16 protein-coding genes are annotated in these 20,727 nt (G+C 73.5%); 5 read left to right on the top strand and 11 right to left on the bottom strand.

Annotated features, from left to right (window positions below):
• The 8 genes from ACIPSJ_RS35790 to ACIPSJ_RS35825 all read right to left on the bottom strand — a co-directional run.
• Positions 1-2,388: AMP-binding protein (locus tag ACIPSJ_RS35790; RefSeq protein WP_401352095.1), on the bottom strand; the 2,388-nt coding region annotated here is incomplete at its 3' end.
• The gene (locus ACIPSJ_RS35795; protein ID WP_401352097.1) at positions 2,381-3,364 is read right to left on the bottom strand and encodes a 3-hydroxyacyl-CoA dehydrogenase family protein; all 984 of its coding nucleotides are present in this window, start codon (positions 3,362-3,364) and stop codon (positions 2,381-2,383) included. The genes ACIPSJ_RS35795 and ACIPSJ_RS35790, both read right to left, overlap by 8 nt.
• On the bottom strand, positions 3,361-8,667 hold the full coding sequence (locus ACIPSJ_RS35800) for a condensation domain-containing protein (protein WP_401352100.1): 5,307 nt from the start codon (positions 8,665-8,667) through the stop codon (positions 3,361-3,363). The genes ACIPSJ_RS35795 and ACIPSJ_RS35800 overlap by 4 nt, the downstream gene beginning before the upstream one ends.
• A gap of 31 nt (positions 8,668-8,698) precedes the next feature.
• A complete protein-coding gene (locus ACIPSJ_RS35805) occupies positions 8,699-10,582 on the bottom strand; it encodes an amino acid adenylation domain-containing protein (protein WP_401352103.1) in 1,884 nt (627 codons plus the stop codon).
• Positions 10,579-11,655 carry an HAD-IIIC family phosphatase gene (locus tag ACIPSJ_RS35810; RefSeq protein WP_401352106.1) on the bottom strand — a complete coding sequence of 359 codons (1,077 nt, stop codon included), beginning with the start codon at positions 11,653-11,655 and terminating at the stop codon, positions 10,579-10,581. The genes ACIPSJ_RS35805 and ACIPSJ_RS35810 overlap by 4 nt, the downstream gene beginning before the upstream one ends.
• On the bottom strand, positions 11,652-12,890 hold the full coding sequence (locus ACIPSJ_RS35815; protein ID WP_401352108.1) for an acyl-CoA dehydrogenase family protein: 1,239 nt from the start codon (positions 12,888-12,890) through the stop codon (positions 11,652-11,654). The genes ACIPSJ_RS35810 and ACIPSJ_RS35815 overlap by 4 nt, the downstream gene beginning before the upstream one ends.
• Positions 12,874-13,143 (bottom strand): acyl carrier protein, encoded by a 270-nt coding sequence (locus tag ACIPSJ_RS35820; protein WP_359210972.1) that lies wholly within the window; start codon positions 13,141-13,143, stop codon positions 12,874-12,876. The genes ACIPSJ_RS35815 and ACIPSJ_RS35820 overlap by 17 nt, the downstream gene beginning before the upstream one ends.
• Positions 13,140-14,159, bottom strand: coding sequence for a 3-oxoacyl-ACP synthase (locus tag ACIPSJ_RS35825; protein ID WP_401352112.1), 1,020 nt, complete (start codon positions 14,157-14,159; stop codon positions 13,140-13,142). Before ACIPSJ_RS35825 ends, ACIPSJ_RS35820 begins: the two co-directional genes overlap by 4 nt.
• A 357-nt stretch (positions 14,160-14,516) precedes the next feature.
• On the opposite strand from ACIPSJ_RS35825, the gene ACIPSJ_RS35830 reads away from it, so the two are divergent.
• From ACIPSJ_RS35830 to ACIPSJ_RS35845, 4 genes are read left to right on the top strand one after another with little or no spacing between them, the layout of a single operon-like run.
• Positions 14,517-14,753: an MMPL family transporter gene (locus tag ACIPSJ_RS35830; RefSeq protein WP_401352115.1), complete on the top strand. Its 237-nt coding sequence runs from the start codon at positions 14,517-14,519 to the stop codon at positions 14,751-14,753.
• Entirely contained in the window at positions 14,750-14,998 is a 249-nt protein-coding gene (locus ACIPSJ_RS35835; protein WP_401352118.1) for a hypothetical protein, read from the top strand. The genes ACIPSJ_RS35830 and ACIPSJ_RS35835 overlap by 4 nt, the downstream gene beginning before the upstream one ends.
• Positions 14,995-16,317 (top strand): sensor histidine kinase, encoded by a 1,323-nt coding sequence (locus ACIPSJ_RS35840; protein WP_401352120.1) that lies wholly within the window; start codon positions 14,995-14,997, stop codon positions 16,315-16,317. Before ACIPSJ_RS35835 ends, ACIPSJ_RS35840 begins: the two co-directional genes overlap by 4 nt.
• The gene (locus ACIPSJ_RS35845) at positions 16,314-16,994 is read left to right on the top strand and encodes a response regulator (RefSeq protein ID WP_401352123.1); all 681 of its coding nucleotides are present in this window, start codon (positions 16,314-16,316) and stop codon (positions 16,992-16,994) included. Before ACIPSJ_RS35840 ends, ACIPSJ_RS35845 begins: the two co-directional genes overlap by 4 nt.
• Positions 16,995-17,035: 41 nt before the next feature.
• On the opposite strand, the gene ACIPSJ_RS35850 is transcribed toward ACIPSJ_RS35845, so the two are convergent.
• The 3 genes from ACIPSJ_RS35850 to ACIPSJ_RS35860 all read right to left on the bottom strand — a co-directional run bounded on the left by ACIPSJ_RS35850 (position 17,036) and on the right by ACIPSJ_RS35860 (position 20,007).
• Positions 17,036-18,256 carry an FAD-dependent monooxygenase gene (locus ACIPSJ_RS35850; protein ID WP_401352126.1) on the bottom strand — a complete coding sequence of 407 codons (1,221 nt, stop codon included), beginning with the start codon at positions 18,254-18,256 and terminating at the stop codon, positions 17,036-17,038.
• On the bottom strand, positions 18,253-19,656 hold the full coding sequence (locus ACIPSJ_RS35855; protein WP_401352128.1) for an MFS transporter: 1,404 nt from the start codon (positions 19,654-19,656) through the stop codon (positions 18,253-18,255). Before ACIPSJ_RS35855 ends, ACIPSJ_RS35850 begins: the two co-directional genes overlap by 4 nt.
• A gap of 174 nt (positions 19,657-19,830) precedes the next feature.
• Entirely contained in the window at positions 19,831-20,007 is a 177-nt protein-coding gene (locus tag ACIPSJ_RS35860) for a hypothetical protein (RefSeq protein ID WP_401352130.1), read from the bottom strand.
• A gap of 281 nt (positions 20,008-20,288) precedes the next feature.
• On the opposite strand from ACIPSJ_RS35860, the gene ACIPSJ_RS35865 reads away from it, so the two are divergent.
• Positions 20,289-20,723 (top strand): GNAT family N-acetyltransferase, encoded by a 435-nt coding sequence (locus tag ACIPSJ_RS35865; protein ID WP_401352133.1) that lies wholly within the window; start codon positions 20,289-20,291, stop codon positions 20,721-20,723.
• The last annotated feature ends 4 nt before the right edge of the window (positions 20,724-20,727 follow it).

A 20,727-nucleotide genomic window follows, 5' to 3' on the forward strand; every position in this document is an offset into this window, starting at 1 on the left:
AACGGGAGCCGCAGTCGCATGGCCGGAAGCCGCGGCCGTCTGGACGGGAGCCGCAGTCGCATGGCCGGAAGCCGCGGCCGTCTGGACGGGAGCCGCAGTCGCATGGCCGGAAGCCGCGGCCGTCTGGACGGGAGCCGCGGTCGCGTGGACGGTTGCCGCGGTGGCAAGGACGGTGGCTTCGGTGGGCCCGTACGCGTTGAGTATCCGGGTGCCGGGCATCGCCTCCCGGATCCGTGCGGCGAGGGTCGCGGGGAGTGCTTCGCCGGTCATCGAGAGCGTCGTGGCCGACACCTGGAGACCGCCGGTCCGCAGCAGCTTGGCGAACACCGAAGGGATGGCGCAGAGCAGGCCGCCCGACCAGCGCGGCGGGTCGCCGTCGAGCAGCGACAGCAGACTGTCGACCACCTCGACGCTGCCGCCGCCCGCCAGCGCCGGAAAGATCTCGGCCACCGACACGTCGAAGCTGAAGGAACTCGCCGCCAGCACGTGTGCCAGCGACGCGGCGCCGAACTCGGCCGCCGCCCAGTCCACCAGCGCGACCACGCCTCGGTGCTCCACCACGACCCCCTTGGGCGTCCCGGTGGAGCCCGAGGTGTAGATGACGTACGCGGGATGCGAGGGCCGCAGCGGCTCTGGGCGGTCGGCGTCGGACGGTGCCGTGGGCGGGAAGTGCTCCAACTCCCCCGTGATCGCCGGGTCGTCGAGCCGGACGGTCGTGGTGGACCGGTGTACGGCGTCCGCGAGAAAGGAGCCGGTGGCGGTGTCGGTCAGCACGCAGACGGGTTTCGCGTCCTCGATCATGAAGCGGAGTCGTTCGGCCGGGTAACCGGGGTCGAGCGGCAGATACGCGGCACCGGCCTTGAGCACCGCGAGCATCGCCACGAGTGTCCCGGCACGCCGAGGGAGCAGCAGCCCGACGACCGACTCCGGCCCGGCACCCCGGGCCAGCAGGAGCCGGGCCAGCCGGTTGGCGCGCTCGTGGAGTTCCGCGTAGGTGAGGCTGCCGTCGGCACCGATGACGGCGATCGCGTCGGAGTGGCTCCGGGCCGCGCTGTCCAGCAGGTCGGTGACCGTTCGGCGGGGTGCTCCGGAGGCCGGGCCGCCCGTCCGGGGGCGAACGGCCGCCCGCTCGTCCGCCGCCGGCAGGTCCCAGGTGGCCGGCGGGTGCCCCGGACGGGCCGCGGCCAGCGCCAGCAGGTGTCCGAAACGGCGGGCGTGCGCGTCGAGTTCGGCGGCGGAGTAGCGGTCCGGGGCGCCGCTGAAGACGACCCGCAGCCGCTGGTCCACGGGGTCGTCGTCGAGTACGACGCGGATGTCCTGGACCGGCTCGGGAACCAGGTCGTGGACCGTCGCGGACAGTTCACCGAACCGCACCGGGGTCCCCGGGGCGCGGAGGTCGGCGATCGGCCCGGACAGCCGGGGCCGGTCGTCCGCCGCCCCGGCCTCGCGACCCGGCTCCCGGTGACCCGGCCGCTGGTGCCGGACCGCCTCCCGTGCCTCCCGGGCGACGTCCTGGACGAGTTCGGCGAAGGTGGCGGTGGGCCGTACGGTCAGCCGGAGCGGCACGAGGTACTCGCTCGCGTCCGGGACACGCCTGCTGACCCGGGTCGGCCGGCCGTCCGTGGGCATGCCGATCACCATGTCCGTGGCACCGGTCAGCCGGTGGGCGTAGGCCGCCACGGCGGCGCACAGCACCGACCGGGCCGGCACCCCGTGGTACCGGGCGGTGGCACGTACGCGTTCGGTGGCGGCGGTGCCGAGCGTCACCGGGCGGGAGTTCACCGGTGCCCGCAGCAGGTCGGCGTCCCGGGCGGGAGCGGACGCGAAGGTCACCGGCTCGGGGAGGTCGGCGTACCGCCCGTGGGCGCGGTCGGATTCCCGCGACGCGGAGGATCCGGCGTACCCGGCCGCTGCCGAGGCCGACCGGGCCCGGGTGGCGGCCAGGGCACCGGCGGCGGCCGGGCGGCCCTCGGCGAGCGCCGTGTACACCTCGGAGACCCGACGGGTGAGCAGCGCGCAGCCGAAGCGGTCGACAGCGGCCCGGTGGTGCCGGTGGAACCAGTGATGCCGGTCCGGGCCGAGCCGCAGCAACGCCTGGGCGGACCAGAGCCGCCCGGTCTCCTCGCCGCCCCGGGCGAGCGCCGCACGGGTCCACGCGTCGGCCGCGCCCCGGGGGTCCGCCTCCGCGCTCAGGTCCACCACGGGCAGCGGCGGGGGGTCCGGGAGGCCGGGGCCGGGCGGTCCCCCGTCCGGGAAGCACGTGGTGGTCTCGGCCACGACCTGGGCGACCGCCCTGCCCAGCGCGGAGACGTCCAGGGCGCCGCGGATCTCCACGAGCTGGGCGAGGTGGCCACCGGGGGCGGCGGGCGCACCCTGGCCGTCAGCCACGGCCGGTTCCTCCCCGTGCGCCGAGGTGCCGGGACGAGTACGGGTAGAAGCCGCTGCCCGACTTGCACCCCACGTTGCCCTCGGCGACGAGACGGGCCAGCAGGGAGCAGGGCCGGAAGCGTTCGTCGCCGGTGTGCCGGCGCAGCACCTCCAGCGAGTCGGCGATGGTGTCCAGACCGATCAGGTCGGCCGTGCGCAGCGGGCCCATGGGGTGGCCGAAGCAGTCCTGGAAGACGCGGTCCACGGTCTCGGCGTCGGCGGTGCCCTCGCCCAGCACGGCGGCCGCCTCGTTGAGCGTCAGCATCAGCACCCGGTTCGTGACGAAACCGGGGGCGTCGCGGACCACGAGGGCGTGCTTCCCGAGACGGGCGAGGAATGCCACCGTCCGCTGGACGGTCCGCTCGCTGGTCTCCGGCGCGCGGATCACCTCCACCGCGTCCTTGAGCGGCGCGGGGTTCATGAAGTGGGTGCCGATGACCCGGTCGGGGCGGGCGGTGAAGGATCCGAGGTGACCGATCGGGATGCAGGAGGTGTTGGACGCGAAGATCGTCTCGGCCCCGCAGATCCGGTCCAGGTCGCGGAGGACGCCCTCCTTGACGTCCTCGTCCTCCCGGGCGCACTCCACCACCAGGAGCGCGGGCGCCAGGTCGGCGAGCTCGGCGGACCAAGTCACGAGGGACTCGGCGCGGCGGGACGCGGACGCCCCCTGCGGCTGCCGGTACCCCGGGCGCAGCAGCGCGGCCGTCCTGGTCCCGGCGCGGAGCCGGGCCGGCCCCGAGGCCAGCGCGCCCGGGTCGTTGTCGACGACGACCACGGGGTGGCCGGCCTCGGCGAAGCACTGCGCCACTCCGGTCCCCATCGTGCCCGCGCCGACGATGCCCACCAGGGACCCGGCCGGAGCGGTCTGCGCGGTCTCTGCGGTCTCCGCGGTCTCCGCGGTCTTCGCCGTCCGCCGGACGTCTGTCTGATCGCTCACTGTCGCAGGTCTCCTTCGTCGGCCGAGCCGGGTCGGTCGGTGTGCGCGGACCACGCCGTGGCCGGGTCCGCGGAGCTGTCGGCGCCGGTCGTCGGGTGGCGGGGCGAGAGGGTGGACAGCGGGGCACCGGGGGCACAGGTGGCCGCACGCACCATGGCGAGCAGTCCTTCGAGGAGAGCCAGGGCACTCGACCGGTCGAAGAGCTCGGTGCGGTAGTCCAGCGAGACGGAGAGTTCGTCTCGTCCCGGCCCTTCGACGACGGACCAGGCGAGGTCCAGTTCGCTGTGGAGGGGCGGCGGTGTGAGCCGTCCCGCGTCCGTGCCGGGCCACCGCACGGGGGCCGCCGCCGGGCCCGCCTCCGGAGCCGCCGCCGATCCGGGTGCCGCCGGCAGCGCCTGGTAGGTGTACGCCACGTCGAACAGCGGTGCCCTGCCGGGCTCGTCGGGCAGTCCGGCCGCGCGCGCGATGTCGGCGAGCGGTACGTCCCCGTGCTGTTCCGCTTCGGTGACGGCGCGCCGTACCCGGTCGGTGAGCGCGTCGAAGGACGGGTCGTCGGCCAGGTCCAGACGCAGCGGCAGACTCCGTGCGAAGGAACCCACCCGGAGGCGGGCCGCCGCGAGGGGAAGCGCCATGCCGGTCAGCCCGATGAGCACCTCGTCCGCCTCGCTCTGCCGGGCGAGCAGGGCGGTGAGGGCCGCCAGCGCGCTCTCCCTGGTTCCGGTACGGCTCAGCTCGTGGGCGAGGTCGTGGGGGATCCGGGACCCGACGGTGGCGGTGGCGCGGGTGCCGTGGGCGGGCCGGGCCCGGTCCGGCCGTGGCGCGCCGTCGGCCAGTCCGGTCAGGGTCTCTCTCCAGTAGGCGAGTCGGTCCTCCCTCCGGCGGCCGGTCCAGGGCTCGGTGTGCTCGCCGGACGGCGTGGGAAGCTCGGGCAGCCGGGCCCGGCGTCCGTCCGGACGCGCGTCGTACAGAGCGAGCAGGTCGCGGAAGAACACCTCCGGCTGACCACCGTCGTAGGCCCGCGGGTGCGTGCTGACCAGCAGGACGTGTTCGGCCGGGCCCGTCGTCGCGAGGAGGGCGTGGAGCCGGCGGCCGGACGCCGGATCGAGTACGCGTGCGGACTCGGCCCGCGCGATCTCCCTGGCCACGGAGAGGGGCTCGCTCTCGCCGGACACGTCGGCGGTGGTGAGGAAGCCGTCGCCGAGCAACGAGCCGGACCCCGCCGCTTCGGCGGTCCCGGCCCGCAACACCTCGTGCCGCGCGGCCAGTTCCTCCAGTGCCGTGCGGAGCGCGGGGAGCCGCACCTCACCGCGCAGCTCGACGCAGCCGACGACAGGGGTGGCGGCCGGGGCCACCGGGGCAGGGCCCGCGGGAAGGTCACCGAAACGCGTGTCCGCGTCCTTCGCGACGGCGTGCAGCAGGTCCAGGAACGCCTCGCACAGGGCGGCGATCGTGTCGGCGTCGAAGAGCCGCGTCGCGTACTCCATCATGACCACGATGTCGTCCTCGTCCGCCAGTTCGCCGACGACCATCGAGAGGTCGAACTTGGCGGTGCCGGGGGGCAGTCCGGGGAAATGCGGGATGATCTCCGGGTCGTGCGCGGGACCCGTGCCGATCCCGCCGAAGTCGGCGGCCGGTGGCAGCGTCTGGTGCACGTACATCACGTCGAAGAGCGGGTTGCGGCTCGGATCGCGGTCGGCCGCGACCTCCCGCACCACCCGGTCGAACGGGATCTCCTGGTGGTCGAGGGCGCCGAGCACCACCCCGCGCACCTGGCGCAGCAGCTCGCGGAAGCCCGGGTCACCGGACAGGTCCGAGCGCAGTGCGACGGTGTTGTTGAAGAAGCCGAGCAGACCCCACAGTTCGGGCCGGTTACGGCCGATGGTCGAGGTGCCGACGACGATGTCCCGCTGGCCCGACCAGCGTGCGAGCAGCACCTTGAGCGCGGTGAGCAGCACCATGAACAGCGTGGCCGTCTCCTGGGCGCCCACCTCGCGCAGCCGCCGTACCAGCGCGCCCGGGACGGTGAACCCGTGGGTCGCCCCGGCGAAGTCCATCCGGCCGGGGCGCGGCCGGTCGGTGGGCAGCTCCAGCGCGGGCGGGTCGCTCAGCCGCTCCACCCAGTAGTCCAGTTCACCGTCGAGGCGGGAGCCGGCCACCAGTTCCCGCTGCCAGCGCGCGTAGTCCGGGTACTGCACCGGCAGCGGCTCGACGCCGGGGGCCCGGTTCTCCAGGCGGGCCGTGTAGAACTCCGACAGGTCCTGTTTCTGGATCTCCGGGGCCCAGCCGTCGTTCACCGCGTGGTGCATGCACCAGCAGACGATGTGGTCGTCGTCGCCGAGCCGTACGACGGTCACCCGGACCAGCGGATCGGCGGCGATGTCGAAGACCCGGCGCATGGCGGCGGTGACGACCGGGCCCGCCGCGGCCTCCGGGTCGTCCTCGCCCGAGACGTCCAGGTAGCTGAAGAAGTCGCCCAGTTCGGGCCGGATCACCAGCTCGGGCCTGCCGTCGGCCTCGACGAGGTTGGACCGCAGCACCTCGTGGCGCCGGGCCAGGTCCTCCCAGGCGAGCCGGAACGTCCCGACGTCCAGGGGGCCGCGGTACCGGGAGGCGCCGGGGAGGTTGTAGAGCGTGGTCGCCGGGTCGAGCTGGTGGTGGAACCACATGCGCTCCTGCCCGTACGACAGCACCGGCTCGCCGCCCCGGACGATCGGCGGCAACTCGGCGTCGGGCGCCTCGTGGACGGCCGGGGCGGTCGGGGCGGTCGGGGCGCCGGCGCCGTTCGGCGGTTCGGGGGTGGGCGTGTGCGGCGCCCGGTCGTGAATGGCCTCCGCGAGCGAGCTGACGACGGGGTGGTCGTAGACGTCCGCCAGCTTGAGGCGGACCCCGTGCCGCCGTCGTACCCGCTCCACGAGCTGGAGCGCGATGACGGAGTTGCCGCCGATGGAGAAGTAGTCCGCGTCGGCCGGGACCTCCTCCGCGTGCAGCAGTTCGACGAGGGTGCCCCGCAGCCAGGTCAGTACGTTCCCGGGTGCTTCGGTCCGTTGTCCGTCGGATGCGCGGACCGGCTCCGCCTCGGCCGGAGCCGAAGTCGGGGCCGTGGGGCGCTGGACCTCGTCCGAGAGCACTTCACCCAGTGGCCTGGCCCAGCAGCGAACGCCGGTGAACGGATGTCCCGGCAGCGGCACCCGGCCGGCCGACGGGTCGGCCCGCAGCGCGGACCAGTCCAGGTCGACGCCCTCCTCGTACAGCCGGCCCAGCAGTTCCAGGACGGCATCGTCGACGGGACCGGACCGCAGCCGGAACACACGGGCGTCCGCACGGTCGTGGAGGTGAGCCGTCAGCCGGTCGCTCAGTCCGCCGCGGGCGGCCAGTTCCACGAACACCACGGGACCGTCGGAGAGTTGCTCGTCCGCCGCCGCGTGGAGCTGCTCCACCCGCAGGGGGTCGCCCGCCACCGCGGGGTCCTGACCGCTGTCCGCCCGCCGCAGGGCGGCGGTGTCCTCGGCGCCGAGACCGCCCCGCAGGTAGCGGGCGGTGTAGCGGGAGATCCCCGAACTGATCAGCCCGTCCGGTGAGACACCGGCCCGGACCAGCCGCCGGTGGGCCGCGAGCTGTCCGCCGACCATCGCGGCGCAGTCGGCCGGTGCGGGCAGTTCGTCCGGCAGCCCGTCCCCCGCCCGGTCGTCCGGCTCCGCGGGTACGGCGTCCGCGGAGAGCAGGAAGACCACCCGGGGTGCGGCCACGGCCCCGGTGCCGGCCGGCTCGGCCGGCTCCCCCGGACCGGGCCGGCGCCAGGTGACCTCGGCGGCCAGCCGGGCCGCGAGCTCGGAGGTGTCCCGGGCGACCACGGACGCGCGGTGGGCGTCGTGGTCCCTGCCCTCGTTCAGCGTGCGCGCGACGTCGGCCAGCGGGTGTACGGCGTGGCGCAGTTCGCGCGACAGCCGCTCGCACTGGGCGAGCAGGTCCGCCCGGCTGCGGGCGGACACCGCGACCAGTCGCGGGGAGCCGGCGGCGGGGCGTGCCGGAGCGGTCACCGGGGGCCGCTCCACCACGCAGTGCGCGTTGACACCGCCGAGGCTGAACGAGCTCACGCCCGCCCGGCGCGTCTCGTCGTCCCACCGTTCCAGCGAGGTGACGACCTCCAGGCGGGCGCCTTCGAGGTCGACCTCGTCGGCGGGCGCCTCGAAGTGCAGCGAGGGGTAGAGCTCGCCGTGGTGCACGCTGAGTACCGCCTTGACCAGCCCGGCGATCCCCGCCGCGTGGTCCAGGTGCCCGATGTTGGTCTTGACCGAGCCGACCTTCACCGTGCGGTCGCCGTCGGGGCGGGCCAGGGCCAGTCCCTCGGCCTCGACCGCGTCACCGAGCCGGGTGCCCGAACCGTGTGTCTCGATGTATCCGGCGGTCTCCGGGTCCAGCGCGGCGTCGCGCCACGCCTTGGTGATGACCCGGGCCTGTGAGCGGGCACTCGGGGTGCTGATGGTCGCGGAGTGCCGGCCGTTGTGCACCACGGCGCTGCCGCGGATCACGGCGTGGATGAACGAGCCCTCCGCCACCGCCCGTTCCAGCGTGGTGAGCAGCACCACCGCGCCGCCCTCACCGGCGCCCGCGCCGTCCGCGGCGCGGTCGAACGCGCGCGACCGGGCGGTCGGCGAGGCGATGCCGGGGAAGTCGGCCACCGCGGCCGCCGGCTGGACGACGTGGCGCAGCTGCACCCCGCCCACGACGGCGTAGTCCGCGTCGTCGTCGGCGAGTTCCCGGCACGCCTGGTGGACGGCGACGAGTGAGCCGTTGCAGCCGGTGTCCACGCCGTAGCAGGGGCCGGTGAAACCGAAGAGATGGGAGATCCGGGCGGGCAGGGCGCAGGGGATGTTTCCGCTCATGCCGAGGGTGCCGTGCTCGCGCACCAGAGGCGCGTAGCCGTTGCTCGGCGAGCTGAAGATCACCGCCGTCCGGCTGTCCCTGAGCCCGGACGGGGCGTATCCGGCGTTCTCCAGCGCCTCGTGGGTGAGCTGGAGTGCCAGCCGGTGCTGCGGGTCGGTCACCTCCGCCTCACGGCGGGACATCCCGAAGCGCTCGTGGTCGAAGAGGTCGATGCGGTCGAGGTAGCCCTGTTCCGGATAGTCCTGCCGGGGATCGAGCCCGGTGCTCCGGATCCGTTCCGGAGGGATCGGGCGCACCGAGTCCCTCCCCGCCCGCAGGTTCGCCCGGAAGGCGGTGAGGGAGTCCGCCTGCGGGAATCTCGTGGCGATGCCGATCACCGCGACGGCCGGCCTGCGCGGTGTCACGCCCGTACCGCTCATGTCACCTCTCCGTTTTCTCCGTTCACGCGTGTCAGAGCTCGTAGGTGGCCGGTGGGGCGGGTTCCGCGTCCTGGGCGCGCTCGCCGAGGCGGTCGGCGATGCGCTGTGCCTGGGTGGCGATGGTGATGTGGTCGAACAGCTCGCCCACCCGCAGCGCGCCGGGCCATCGGCTGTCCAGCCTGTCGTGCAGCTCGACGACCTTGATCGAACTCCCGCCGACGGCAAAGAAGTTGTCGTCCGGGCCCGAGCCGGAGTGCCCGAGGACCTCCGCCCAGATCCGGCGGACGGCGAGCCGGTGGCCGCTCCAGTCCCCGCCCGGGGTGCCCCCGGAGGCCCGCGGGTCCGTCGGGATCAGCGCGCGGAGCGCGGCCCGGTCCGCCTTGGTGCTGCGGTCGAGCGGTATGCGGTCGACCGGTACGAACAGGGTCGGGGTGGCCTGCTCCATCAGCCGGCCCCGGCAGTGTTCGCGCAGCTCCGAGGCGTCCGGCGGCTCGTCGCCGGGGGTCGGCAGTACGAAGGCGACCACCTGCGGCCCGTCCTGCCCGGCACGTTCGCAGAGCACCACGGCCTGTTCCACACCCGGATGGCGTTCCAGCACGCTCTCGATCTCGCCGGGTTCGATCCGCACCCCGCGGACCTTGGCCTGGTCGTCCGTTCTGCCGTGGTAGTGCAGCGCGCCCTGCCCGTCGGCACTGGCGATGTCCCCGGTGCGGTAGAGCCGCCCGCCCGGCCGCCCGTACGGGTCCGCGACGAAGCGCTCGGCCGTACCGGCCGGCTGGTTCGCGTAGCCGAGCGCCACGAGGGGGCCGCCGACGTAGAGTTCGCCCCGTTCCCCGGCCGGGACCTCACGCAACCGCTCGTCCAGTACCAGGGTCCGCGTCCCCGGCCAGGGCCGTCCGATGGGGACACGTTCCCGGGCCGGGTCCGGATCGGTCGCCACCGTGCAGGCGATGGTCGTCTCGGTGGGCCCGTACTCGTTGGCGATCCGGACCCCTGGCAGTCGCTCGTGGTGCGCGCGTACCACCTGCGGGGTGCACGCCTCGCCCCCGACGACCACCAGCCGCAGGGTGTCGGGCAGGCCGCCGGGATCCCGGAGCACCGCCCGGTAGTAGGAGGGGATGTTGAACAGGTGTGTCACCCGGTGTTCCCTGGCCAGCCGGGTGAACTCCGCCACCCGCGGCAGCTGCCGGGCGTCGGGGAGCACCAGCGTGTGGCCGCCGGTGAGCGACCAGAACATGCCGCCGAGGATCCCGTCGAAGGACAGCCGCAGCGCGATCAGGAAGACGGACTGCCCGGTGCCGTACACCGGCCCCCGGCAGCCGATGGACGCCGCGAGCTGGCCCCGGCTGACCATCACGCCCTTGGGCACACCCGTGGATCCCGAGGTGTAGGCGACGTAGGCGGGGCTCTGCTCGGGGACCGGTGGGCACGGGACCGCCGACGGGTCCCTGCCCGCCTCGACGAGCCGGGGCAGCGGGAGGTCCGCCGCGTCCACGACCTCCGGCGGGGCGGGCATCGCCGAGAGCGCGGAGGCCGGCACGGCGTCGGCGCCCTCGCTCACCACCACCGCGCAGTCGACGTCCCGGCACAGCGCCTCGAACCTGCCGACGGGCAGGTCCGGTTCGAGGACCGCCCAGGCGGCACCGGTGCGCAGCGCGGCGAGCATGGCGACCACGGACAGCGCGCTCTGCCGCGTCCGGACGCAGACGACCCGCCCCGGCCGCAGCCCGTGCCGCCACAGCAGCCGCGCCAGACCGGCCGAGGCGTCGTCGAGCTCGCGGTACGTCAGCGTGTCCCCGCCGATGACGAGCGCGGTCGCCTCGGGCGCCCTGACCACCTGGCTCCGGAAGGCGGCCCACACCGGCCGTGCCTCCGCCGGGGCCAGGTCCTCGGTGTCACCGGGACGTCGGGTCATCGGGGACTCGCCTCCTCCGCGGCCGGCACCGCACCGGCGATCACCCGTGTGTGGCCGGGAGCCGTGGGCAGCGGGCGCTCCGGGTCCACGGCGAGGACGAGGCGGTCCGCGTCGCCGCCCGTCGCCTCGTAGCCGGCGAAACGCATCGTGACCAGCAGATTCCGGTTGGCCTCGGTCGGGATGAAGTGCGCGACGGGGCGCCGGCCCGCCGCCCGTGCCCGCTGGATCAGATGGTGCAGCAGCACGCTGCCCGCACCGCGCGAGGCGACTCGGCAGGACATCAGCATCAGCCGCAGGACCGCGTCCCGCCCGACGAGCGCGGTGACGGCCAGGCCGATGATCCCGTAGTCGCCGAAGCGGTCGCGGAGCGTGGCCAGCAGCACCTGGTGGTCCGGTGCGCAGCTCAGCCGGCGCAGTTGGTCGATGTCGTACGTGAGTCCCGTGCTGTTGAGCTGGTGTGTGCGGACGGTCAGCTCGCTGGCCCGGGACAGGTCCTCCTCGGTGGCCGGGCGCACCTCCATGACCAGGTCGAGGGAGTCGAGGAACGCCTGGCGCCCGTCACCGAACTCCTGCTCGGCCTCGTGCCGTTTCCACTCGGCCTGGTAGAGCCGGCGCCGCCCGGTGGCCTCCGCGGTGATGTGCGCGGGCCGGAACTCCCGGTATTCCGGCAGCCGTCCGACCTCCGCCGCCGCGTAGCAGCGGACCATGGGGAGTTCACTGGCGACCTCCGCCCGCTCCACCGGGTCGTTGTCGACGAACGCGACGGTGTCCAGGCCGATGTTGAGGGCCTTCGCGATCCGGCGCACCGCGGCCGACTTGGCGCCCCAGCCGACCTCTGTCGCGCAGAACCAGTCCGTCAGCCGATGCTCCGTCAGATGACGTTGCGTGACGTCGTGTTCGCCGCGGCTGGCGGCGGCGTGCAGGATGCCGCGACGGTCCAGCTCGGCCAGGGTCTCCAGCGCCGCGCGGAAGGGCGCGGGATCGTCGCCCTCCAGCACCACCCCGTCCCACAGGGTGTCGTCCAGGTCCCACACCAGGCACTTGACGGTGGGCGTGCCCGCTGCCGCCGTCACGGCGACTCCTCGGGACGCCGGGGTCCCGCGGTGCGGTCCGTGCCCCGCGCGGCGGCACCGAAGCGCCGCAACAACCGTTCGGCTATGTGAAGTTCGGACACCTGCTGCGCTCCTTCGATGATCTCCATGACCTTGGCGTCCCGGAAGTGACGGCCCGCCCTGCTGTCGGGCGCGCAGCCGGCCGAGCCGAGCACCTGCACGGCGGCCCGGCTGCCCTCGGCCGCCGCGGAGGCGGCCGCGTACTTGGCCATGAGCGTCTCGGACACCCCGTGACCGGGGCCCGCGGCCCGGGCCTTCGCGGCCCCGCGGGCGAGTTGCCGGGCCCCGGCGGCGTCCACCGCGGCCCGGGCCAGCAGGGACCGCACCAACTGGTGGTCTCCCAGCGGGATGCCGCCCTGCCGACGGACCGCGGCGTGGGTGGCGGCGTCCTCGACACACGCCTCCGCCATGCCCACGCATCCCCAGGCGACCGTGAACCGGCCGTGGTCGAGCGCGGTGCCGACGACATGGGAGAGGCCCAGGCCGGGAGGGGCGACGAGCTGGCGCCGGGGCACCCGCACACCGTCGAAGGACAGATGGGCGATCCGGGCGGCCCGCATGCCGAGCTGTCCGTGCACCGGCTCCCGCTCGACTCCGGCGCGGTCCGCGTCCACGAGCACGGCGGCCGGTTTCCCCTCGAAGGTGCCGAGGACCAGGAACACGTCGGCGACCGCACCGAAGGTGACCCACCTCTTGTGGCCGCTCACGACCAGTTCCTGATGGTCCGACCGGCCCGGCGCCTCGATCCGGGTCTCCACCGACCCCAGCGCGCTCCCGGCGCCCTGCTCGGTCGCCGCGAAGCCCGCGGTCAGCTCCCCGCCGGCCAGCCTGGGCAACCAGTCGGCCCGCTGCGCCTCGGTGCCCCAGCGCAGCAGCGCCGCCGCGACCATGCCCTGCACGGTCAGCAGCCCGCGCAGGGCACTGCACTCACCACCGATCCGCGCGGTGATCTCCCCGAGGGCGAGCGGGGCGAGGCCGGCGCCGCCGTACCGCTCGGGCAGGTCCGCGGCGAGCAGTCCCGACGCGGCGACCTCCCTGCGCACCGAATCGGGCAGTCCGCCGTCCTGGTCCCAGCGGGAGGCGCGGTCATGCGCGTCGGCCGCCAGCTCGGCCGCGACCCGGAAGAGGTCCACGGGCTCCGCGGCCGGCGGATCCGTCGTCGCGGCGCCGGGGCCGCTTTCAGAACCCCTCGGCATGGGCCTCCCCCCGCTCGGGCGCCGCGGTCTTGCGCAGGACGAACTCCGTGACGCGGTGGGCGGTCCTGAAGCTGTCCAGATCCAGGTCCTCGACCTCGACGGTGAGGGCGAAGCGGCTCTCGACGAAGGTCACCAGCTCCAGTGCGAACAGTGAGTCGGCGAAGCCCTGTGCGAAGTAGTCGTCGTCCGGCTCCACCTGCCGGCGCAGAGCCGTGCTCAGAAAGCCGGTGATCTGCGAGGTGATGTCGTTCATGCCGTGTCCTCCTGTGACCCGGTCTCGACCAGCAGCAGACTCCAGGCGGCCACCGGGCTCACGTTGATCAGCACCGCGAGGTCGCCGGGGACCAACTCCCCGCGGTCCACCGCGGTGCGGAGATTGAGGAAGACGTCATTGGGGCCGAGGTGTCCGTACTGCCGGAGGTTCTCCCGGCACGCCGGGAGCAGTTCGACGTCCAGGGAGTCCTCCAGGAAGGTGAAGCTTCCGGCGGACAGGTTCTGGCTGACGAAGCCGGCGACGTCCCCCCGGCCGATTCCGTTGCGACGCAGCAGGTCGTCCAGCATCGCGGCGAGGCGGTTGCGCGTCTCCATGGCCAGGCGGAAGGAGTAGGTTCTGGGCTCCGTGCACTGTTCGCGCCACTCGGCGGTGGGGCGGTCCCGGTAGTCGATGTGGAAGAGGTCCCAGTAGCGCCCGTTGGTCAGTTGGGCGATGTCGAGGATCCGGGTGCTCCCGCCGCGGGAGAGCAGCAGCGCCTGCCCGCCGTCGCCGTTCACGGTGACGGGGTGGCGGTAGCGCAGGGCCGTGGCCGGTTTGCTGCCGTGCGCGACCAGGACATGGTCCAGGGCGGGGTCCGCGGCCAGCAGCCCGCGGGCCGTCAGCAGGGCCGGGGTGACCGAGACGCAGCCGAGCCCGCCCACCGAGAAGGTGGTGGCGTTGTCGGCGCCGAGCAGGTGCTGGAGCCTGGTCGCCTCGGAGCTCAGCAGCGTCTCCTGCGCCCGCGACTCCACCATCACCAGAGCGCCCAGGTCCCGGGCGTCCAGCCCCGCCCGTTCGAGCGCCCGGCGCGCGGCGCGTTCCGCGAGAGCGACGGAGTCCAGCCGGTCGTCCGCCCGGACCGTGTCGATGCCCAGGGCGTCGCGTGTGGCGCGCTCGGTCTCGTCCAGCGTCCGCACATCGGTGATCGGCAGAGCGTGCTCGGGCAGATACCAGGCGGCGCTGCGGATGGCGACGGGCGCCGAGGCGTGCTTGAACGCCTGCTGGGACACGGTCATTCCCTCTCGTCTGCGGCAGGAAGTCCGGACTGTCAGCCGATCTCCGCGACGTACCGGGCCGAGGCGGAGTCCTGTCCCAGGGGCCCTGCGACGGCCATATCGCCTCCAGATGAACGCGTTCGTCGGGACGCCCCTGATTCTCCCGAGGGCAGCTGACGCCGAACTGACGCGTCGCTGACGCGGACCCGCCGACCGGCCGGTAGTGCGCGAGCACCAGATCACGTGCGTGACCGGTCCCGTCGCACCAGAGCGGGACGGTGACTTGGCACGATGCCGGGTGGGACACCGGAGGGAAGGGTGGGAGGCGCGTGCCTCTCACGCGTCCCCTTCCTCGACGGTGTCCGGAGTGATCAACAGATGGCGACGCCTCTCCACCGGCTCGTGGCTGGGCAGCGGCTGGATGTCCTTGGTCGCCGGACCGGACCGGTCATGGGCATGGACTACGAGGTCTTCCGCCTCACCCGGATGCGAGAGGCGTACGTCCATGGCGCGTCCCCCGGCGAGGCGATCACCGTCGGCCTTCGGTACGGCGGACGTGTGGTGGCCTCGGCGGCGGTCATCATGATCGGCGTATCGCCGGACGCGTCGGGATGAGCGCCACCTTCGCCTCCTTCGCCTCCTTCGCCTTCATCGCCTCCTTCGCCTTCATCGCCTTCATCGCCTTCGTGGTCCGGAGGGCGATCGCGCCTGCGCTGCCGGAACCGCTCGGCGGCCACCGGGCCTGGTGGCCGCCCCGTATCCTGAGGCGCGTGCTGCCGAATGCCGATAGCGAGGGTGAGGCACTGGGACGGGGGCGTGTCCCGGCCCCCGCGACCGAGCCGGACGCGGCGATGTCATGACGCACACAGGTGGCGACGGCCCACGCGCACGCGGCGCATGGCGGCGGGAGGCGGCGGTCACGGCGACGGCGTTCGCCCTCTGTCTGCTCGGCGGCGTGGTGCGGGTCGACGACACGTTGGCACCGCCGCCCGCCGCCGCCTACGTGGTCGCCGTGGTGTCCTGTGCCCTGCTGCCGATACGGCACCGGGCACCCCTGGCCGCCCTGGCGGCCACGACCGCCGTCGGCGTGCTGGTACCGACCCTGGGTCTCCTGCTCACCCCGCTCATCGTGGCCCCCGCCGTCATCACCGCCTACGCCTACGCGCTCGCCGCGCGTTCCGAACGACGTGCGGCGAGCGCGGTGTTGCTCACTTCCGCCGTACTGGTCGTCTGCATCCCGCTGTTCGGGGACTTCTCGTGGAAGGACGCGAGCCGGATGGGTGTGGTGGCGGTGTTCCCCCTGGCCGCCGGGGTACTCGGGCACTCGGTGCGGAACCGACGGGCCTATCTGGCGGCCGTGGAGGAGCGGGCCCGGCGGGCCGAGGAGAGCCGGGACAGCGAGGCGCGCCGGAGAGTGGCCGAGGAACGCGTACGGATAGCCCGTGAACTGCACGACCTGGTGGCCCACCAGATCACCCTGGCGAACGCGCAGGCCATGGTCGCCGCCCATCTCTTCGACGCCCGTCCGGAGCAGGCCCGTAGGAGCCTGGGCGAACTCGTCGAGACCACCGGCGACGCGCTCGACGAACTGCGGGCCACCGTCGGTCTGTTGCGTCAGTCCGGCGACACGGCCGCGCCCGCCGAACCGGCACCCGGGCTGTCCCGGCTTCCCGCGCTCGTCGAGTCCTTCCGCCGCGCGGGGCTGGACGTGTCGGTGCACCGGGAGGGGACGGCCAGGCCGCTGCCGCCGGGAGTCGACCTCACCGCCTACCGCATCGTCCAGGAGGCACTGACCAACGTGACCAAACACGCCGGAACCGGTAGCGCCCGGGTGGGCTTCGTCTGGAACCGCGATCACGTGACCGTCACCGTCGCCGACGACGGAGGAGGCGCCACCGCCCGTACGACGCCGACCGCGTCCCCGGCACCGGACCGGCCGACCGCGTCCCCCGTGCCGGACCGGCCGCCCGGTTACGGTCTGATCGGGATGCGGGAGCGGGCCACGGCGGTCGGGGGACAGCTCTCCGCGGGCAGGCGGCCGGAGGGCGGCTTCCTGGTCTCCACCCACCTGCCCCTCCCGCCAGCGCGAGACACGACGCGGACGGCCGACGGAACGACGGTTGACGGAACGACAGTTGACGGAGAGACGGTTGACGGAGAGACCGGGGGTGCGCCGTGACGCTGCGGGTGCTCCTCGCCGACGATCAGGCCCTGCTGCGCGGCGCCTTCCGGTTGCTTCTGGACAGCGCCGACGACATCACCGTGGTCGGCGAGGCCGGCGACGGCCGGGAGGCGGTGCGGCTCACCCGGGAACTGCGCCCGGACGTGGTGCTCATGGACATCCGGATGCCCGAGGTGGACGGTCTCACCGCCACGTCGGAGATCTGCGCGGATCCGGAACTGCGGGCCAGCCGCATCCTGATCCTCACCACGTACGAGACCGACGAGTACGTCGCCCGGGCGCTGCGCGCGGGGGCCGGCGGATTCATCGGCAAGGGCATCGGTGCCGATGATCTCCTGGACGCCGTACGTACGATCGCCACCGGCGACACCCTGCTGTCCCCCGCCGCGACCCGCTCCCTGGTCGCCCGCTTCCTGGCCGCACCGGACGACACCCCACCGCACCACGCCGGACGCCTCGCCGTGCTCACCCCGCGCGAACGCGAGATGGTGTCCCTGGTCGCGACCGGCCTGTCCAACCAGGAGATCGCCGAGCGGATGTTCCTCAGCCCGTTCACCGTCCGCGCCCATGTGCAGCGCGCCATGACCAAGCTGGAGGCCCGCGACCGCGCACAACTCGTCGTCATCGCCTACCGGACGGGCCTGGCCCGGGCCACGCCCGACGCCCCGGAGTAGCCCGCCCCCTCCGGCACAAGGGCCTGCCCCGCTGCTTGCGTTCACTTCTGGGCGAACGCGGGCAGCGCAAGGGCCGAGTGGGCCGGTCGTGCCGTCGCGGTGGGCAGCGTGTCGAGGTCGCGCAGCAGGGCGTCGCGTCGTTCCAGGGCTCGCTCCGTGGTGGGGAAGAGGGTGGCCGCGCTGTCGTCGACCAGTGCCTGGTTCATGGCCACGAATCCACGAACGGCGTGCTCGTAGGCGGCGAAGGCGACGGTGTGGTCCCGATTCGCGGCCAGGGCGTGGGCGAGCATGTAGGCACCGACCAGTGCGAGGCTCGTGCCCTGTCCGGTGAGGAACGAGGGGGCGTACGCGGCGTCGCCGACGAGCGCGACGCGGCCGCTGGACCAGTGGGGCATGCGGATCTGACCGGCCGTGTCGAAGAACAGGTCGTCCGCGTCGCGCATGGCGTCGACCATGCCGGGGACCTCCCATCCGGCGCCCGCGAAGACGGTGGCGACCAGGTCCCGCTGGGCGTCGGGGCTCCGCAGGGCGTCGAACGGCGGTTCCGGTCGGTGGAAGTTCAGGAAGGCGTGCAGTTCGTCGTCGTCCCCGACGGCGTAGAGGGCCGCGGCTCTGCCCGGGGTGTTCCACAGCACGAGTTCGTGGGAGAGCCCGACGGTGTTCGGCATGGTGAACAGGGCGAAGCAGTGGCCGAGGTAGCGGTGGAACTGCTCTTCGGGGCCGAACAGGGACTCCCGGGTACGTGAGTGCGTGCCGTCGGCACCGACCACCAGGTCGAACGTCCGCCGTCGCCCGCCGCGGAAGGCGACGTCGACCCCCGCCGCGGACTGGTCCAGGGCGTCGACGGAGTCGTCGAACACGAACTCCACGCCGTCGCGAACCAGCGCGTGGAGGGTCGCGGTCAGATCCCCCCGACGCACCTCCAGGTCCGGTCCCTCGACACCACCGGCAACGGCGCGGGTGGGGACCGAGGCCACCGCACTGCCGTCGGCCCTGAGGAAGGTGCAGCGCCGCGAGTCGACCTGCGCCTCCCGTAGTTGCGGCAGTACGCCCATCCGCCGGACCACCTCCACGGCGGTTCCGCGGACGTCGATCGGGTAACCGCCGTCCCGCAGTGCGCAGGCCTTCTCCACCACGGTGACCGCACAGCCGGACCGGTGCAGCCAGTACGCCAGCGCGAGTCCGGAGACACCGGCCCCGGAGATCAGGACTTCACGCCGCACGGCGGTCCTCACATCCGTCGTCCCGCCCACCGAGGTCATGCCTGCGCTCCCTTTGTCGTGAGACGGACGACGAACAGCGACAACACGGCGACGAGGCCGGCGGCCGTGAACCCGGTGACGAAGGCCGATTCGGCCGGCAGGCCCGTCATCGGCTCGGCGCCGGCGTCGAGGACCGCGCCCGCGGCCTGGGCGCCCAGGGCGACGCCGATCACGCGCGTCACCACGAGCAGGCCGGTGGCGATGCCGATGTCGGTGGTCTCGATGGCGGTGGCGGTGCCGGCCAGCAGCGTCGTGGTACCGGCACCCGCGGCGAACGCGGTCAGCACCTTCGCGAGGACGAGCTGCCACTCCGCGGTGTGCAGCGACGCCAGGGCGATCATCGTGCCCGCCGTGACGACGGCACCCACGACGACCACGGCACGCGGACCGAAACGCCGCGCCGCGATCCCGCCGACCGAATCGCTCACCGCCCCGGCGATCGCACCGGGCAGCAGGAACAGTCCGATGTCGGTGGTCCCGGCGCCGAAGCCGTACCCGTCGCCCGACACCCCGAACAGCTGGGGAAGCAGGAAGGCCGCCATGCCGAAACTGGTGGTGATGACGAGGGTGAGCACGCACGCATGCCACATCGCGGGCTTCGCCAGCATGCGCAGATCGACCATCGGCGAGACCGCCCGGCGCTCCACGGCGACCCATCCGGTCGCGAGGGCGGCCACGAGCAGCGCGACGGCGCAGACCGCGAGGGGCGGCAGGCCGCCGTCCCGCGTCGCCGTCACGAGCCCGAGCATGAACGCGAGCAGTGTGCCGCTCAGCAGCAACACACCCGGCCAGTCGATCCCATGGCCCGACCGGAGCGGCGGATCGTGCGGCAGCAGCCGCGCCACGGCCGCCGTCGCCACGACGACAGCGAGCGTCGGCAGCGCGAACATCCCGTGCCAGGAAAGGCTTTCCGCGATCGGCCCGGCGATCAGCGTTCCCACGATGCCGCCGCCCGTGAACAACGCGACGACCAGTCCGATCGCCACCTGTGACGCCCCCGCCGGGAGGTGTTTGCGCACCAGGATGAACGAAAGGGGCAGCGCCCCCACCATGGCGCCCTGCAGTACCTGACCGAGCAACAGCACCGGCAGGTTCGGTGCCAGGGCCGCCGCCACACCACCGGCCGAGACCACCGCCATCAGCCGCACCAGCACCCGCTTCCCGCCATAGCGGTCGCCGAGCTTGCCCGCGACGGGCGTGACGACCGCGCCCGTGACGAGTAACGCGTTGCCGACCAGCGCCCCTTCGGCAGGACTCACCCCCAACTCACGCTGCAGCAGCGGGAGCGCGGGCTCCACCACCGACTGCAGCGTGCCGAGGGCGAGTGCCAGGATGCCGAGGGCACCGATCGACAGCCTCCCGATACGGACCGGCGCGAGTACATCGCCGGACCTGGACATCGTTTTCCTCACGTGCTGATCACTCCAGACACCGCTGGGACAGGGAAACGCGTGAGATTCACGCACCCCCCACCCTCCCCTCCGACGCCCCACCGGACGTCGTCCCCAGCCCCCGTCCTCCCCTGGTGCGACCGGACCAGCCCCTCACCCCACCTGGTCTCCGCGCACTACAGCTCATCCCCGGTGTTCCTCCGCGTAGCCCAGGAGGTCGTCGCCGTGGAGTCGCTTGGTGGCGTTGCCGACCCGGACCCAGAGATCGGTGGCGCCGTCGCCACCCTCGGCCGGGTTCAGCGTTCCGCCGGCTCGACTGCGGACAGCCTGGAATTCGGCCGCCTCTGCCCGTCCCCTCACTTGCATGCCAACTCCCGTACTGCGCAAGGTAATCTCGCCGAGGTGAACGCTCTCGCGCCCATTGGTCCACCGGAGTTGCTCGCTTCGCAAGGTGTGTCCTCCCGGCTGCACGAGCACCCTGACGTGACCTGTCCGTGGGAGATCCGCGCCGCGTTGGGCGCTCCCCCGCGACGGACCGCCAAGACCTTCGCATTCATCACCCCCGAGGACCGTCTCCTACTGGCGGCGCGGGCGGGGACGGGGACGCGGCCGATCGCCGGCCTCCCGGCGGACGTGTCGGCATGACGGTCGTCCGCGATGCCACGCCCTCGGACGCCGATGACGTCTACGGTCTGCTGATCGGGTTCGTGACGAGCTACCGGCCCGACCGGGCGGTCTTCGGCGACGTCACGTTCCCCCGGGTCATCGAGGCCGCCTCGGACGGCAGGGCCGAGTTCCTGGTCGCCGAGCAGGACGCGTGCGTGGTCGGATACCTGCTCGCGCCGCGCATGCCCACCCTGTTCGCCGGCGGAACGGTCCTCGAACTGCTCGAACTCACCGTGGCCGAGCCGCTGCGGGGCCGCGGTACGGGTTCCGCGCTGATCCGGGCCGCACAGGCGAGGGCCCGGGAGGCGAAGGACGTCGAGGTGACCGTGCCGACCCGCAGAGCGGCCGACTTCTATCGCGCTCTGGGCTTCCGTGAGACCGCCGTTCATCTCAAGTGGTCCACCGCGTGACCGG

It is taken from the genome of Streptomyces sp. NPDC090088 (assembly GCF_044747345.1).
Classification (GTDB): domain Bacteria; phylum Actinomycetota; class Actinomycetes; order Streptomycetales; family Streptomycetaceae; genus Streptomyces.

Bases quoted from the DNA above. Each gene is read 5' to 3' on its own strand.
- ACIPSJ_RS35800 (WP_401352100.1), bottom strand. From the start codon at position 8,667: ATGAGCGGTACGGGCGTGACACCGCGCAGGCCGGCCGTCGCGGTGATC.
- ACIPSJ_RS35805 (WP_401352103.1), bottom strand. From the start codon at position 10,582: ATGACCCGACGTCCCGGTGACACCGAGGACCTGGCCCCGGCGGAGGCA.
- ACIPSJ_RS35815 (WP_401352108.1), bottom strand. From the start codon at position 12,890: ATGCCGAGGGGTTCTGAAAGCGGCCCCGGCGCCGCGACGACGGATCCG.
- ACIPSJ_RS35820 (WP_359210972.1), bottom strand. From the start codon at position 13,143: ATGAACGACATCACCTCGCAGATCACCGGCTTTCTGAGCACGGCTCTG.
- ACIPSJ_RS35825 (WP_401352112.1), bottom strand. From the start codon at position 14,159: ATGACCGTGTCCCAGCAGGCGTTCAAGCACGCCTCGGCGCCCGTCGCC.
- ACIPSJ_RS35830 (WP_401352115.1), top strand. From the start codon at position 14,517: ATGGCGACGCCTCTCCACCGGCTCGTGGCTGGGCAGCGGCTGGATGTC.
- ACIPSJ_RS35835 (WP_401352118.1), top strand. From the start codon at position 14,750: ATGAGCGCCACCTTCGCCTCCTTCGCCTCCTTCGCCTTCATCGCCTCC.
- ACIPSJ_RS35840 (WP_401352120.1), top strand. From the start codon at position 14,995: ATGACGCACACAGGTGGCGACGGCCCACGCGCACGCGGCGCATGGCGG.
- ACIPSJ_RS35850 (WP_401352126.1), bottom strand. From the start codon at position 18,256: ATGACCTCGGTGGGCGGGACGACGGATGTGAGGACCGCCGTGCGGCGT.
- ACIPSJ_RS35855 (WP_401352128.1), bottom strand. From the start codon at position 19,656: ATGTCCAGGTCCGGCGATGTACTCGCGCCGGTCCGTATCGGGAGGCTG.
- ACIPSJ_RS35865 (WP_401352133.1), top strand. From the start codon at position 20,289: ATGACGGTCGTCCGCGATGCCACGCCCTCGGACGCCGATGACGTCTAC.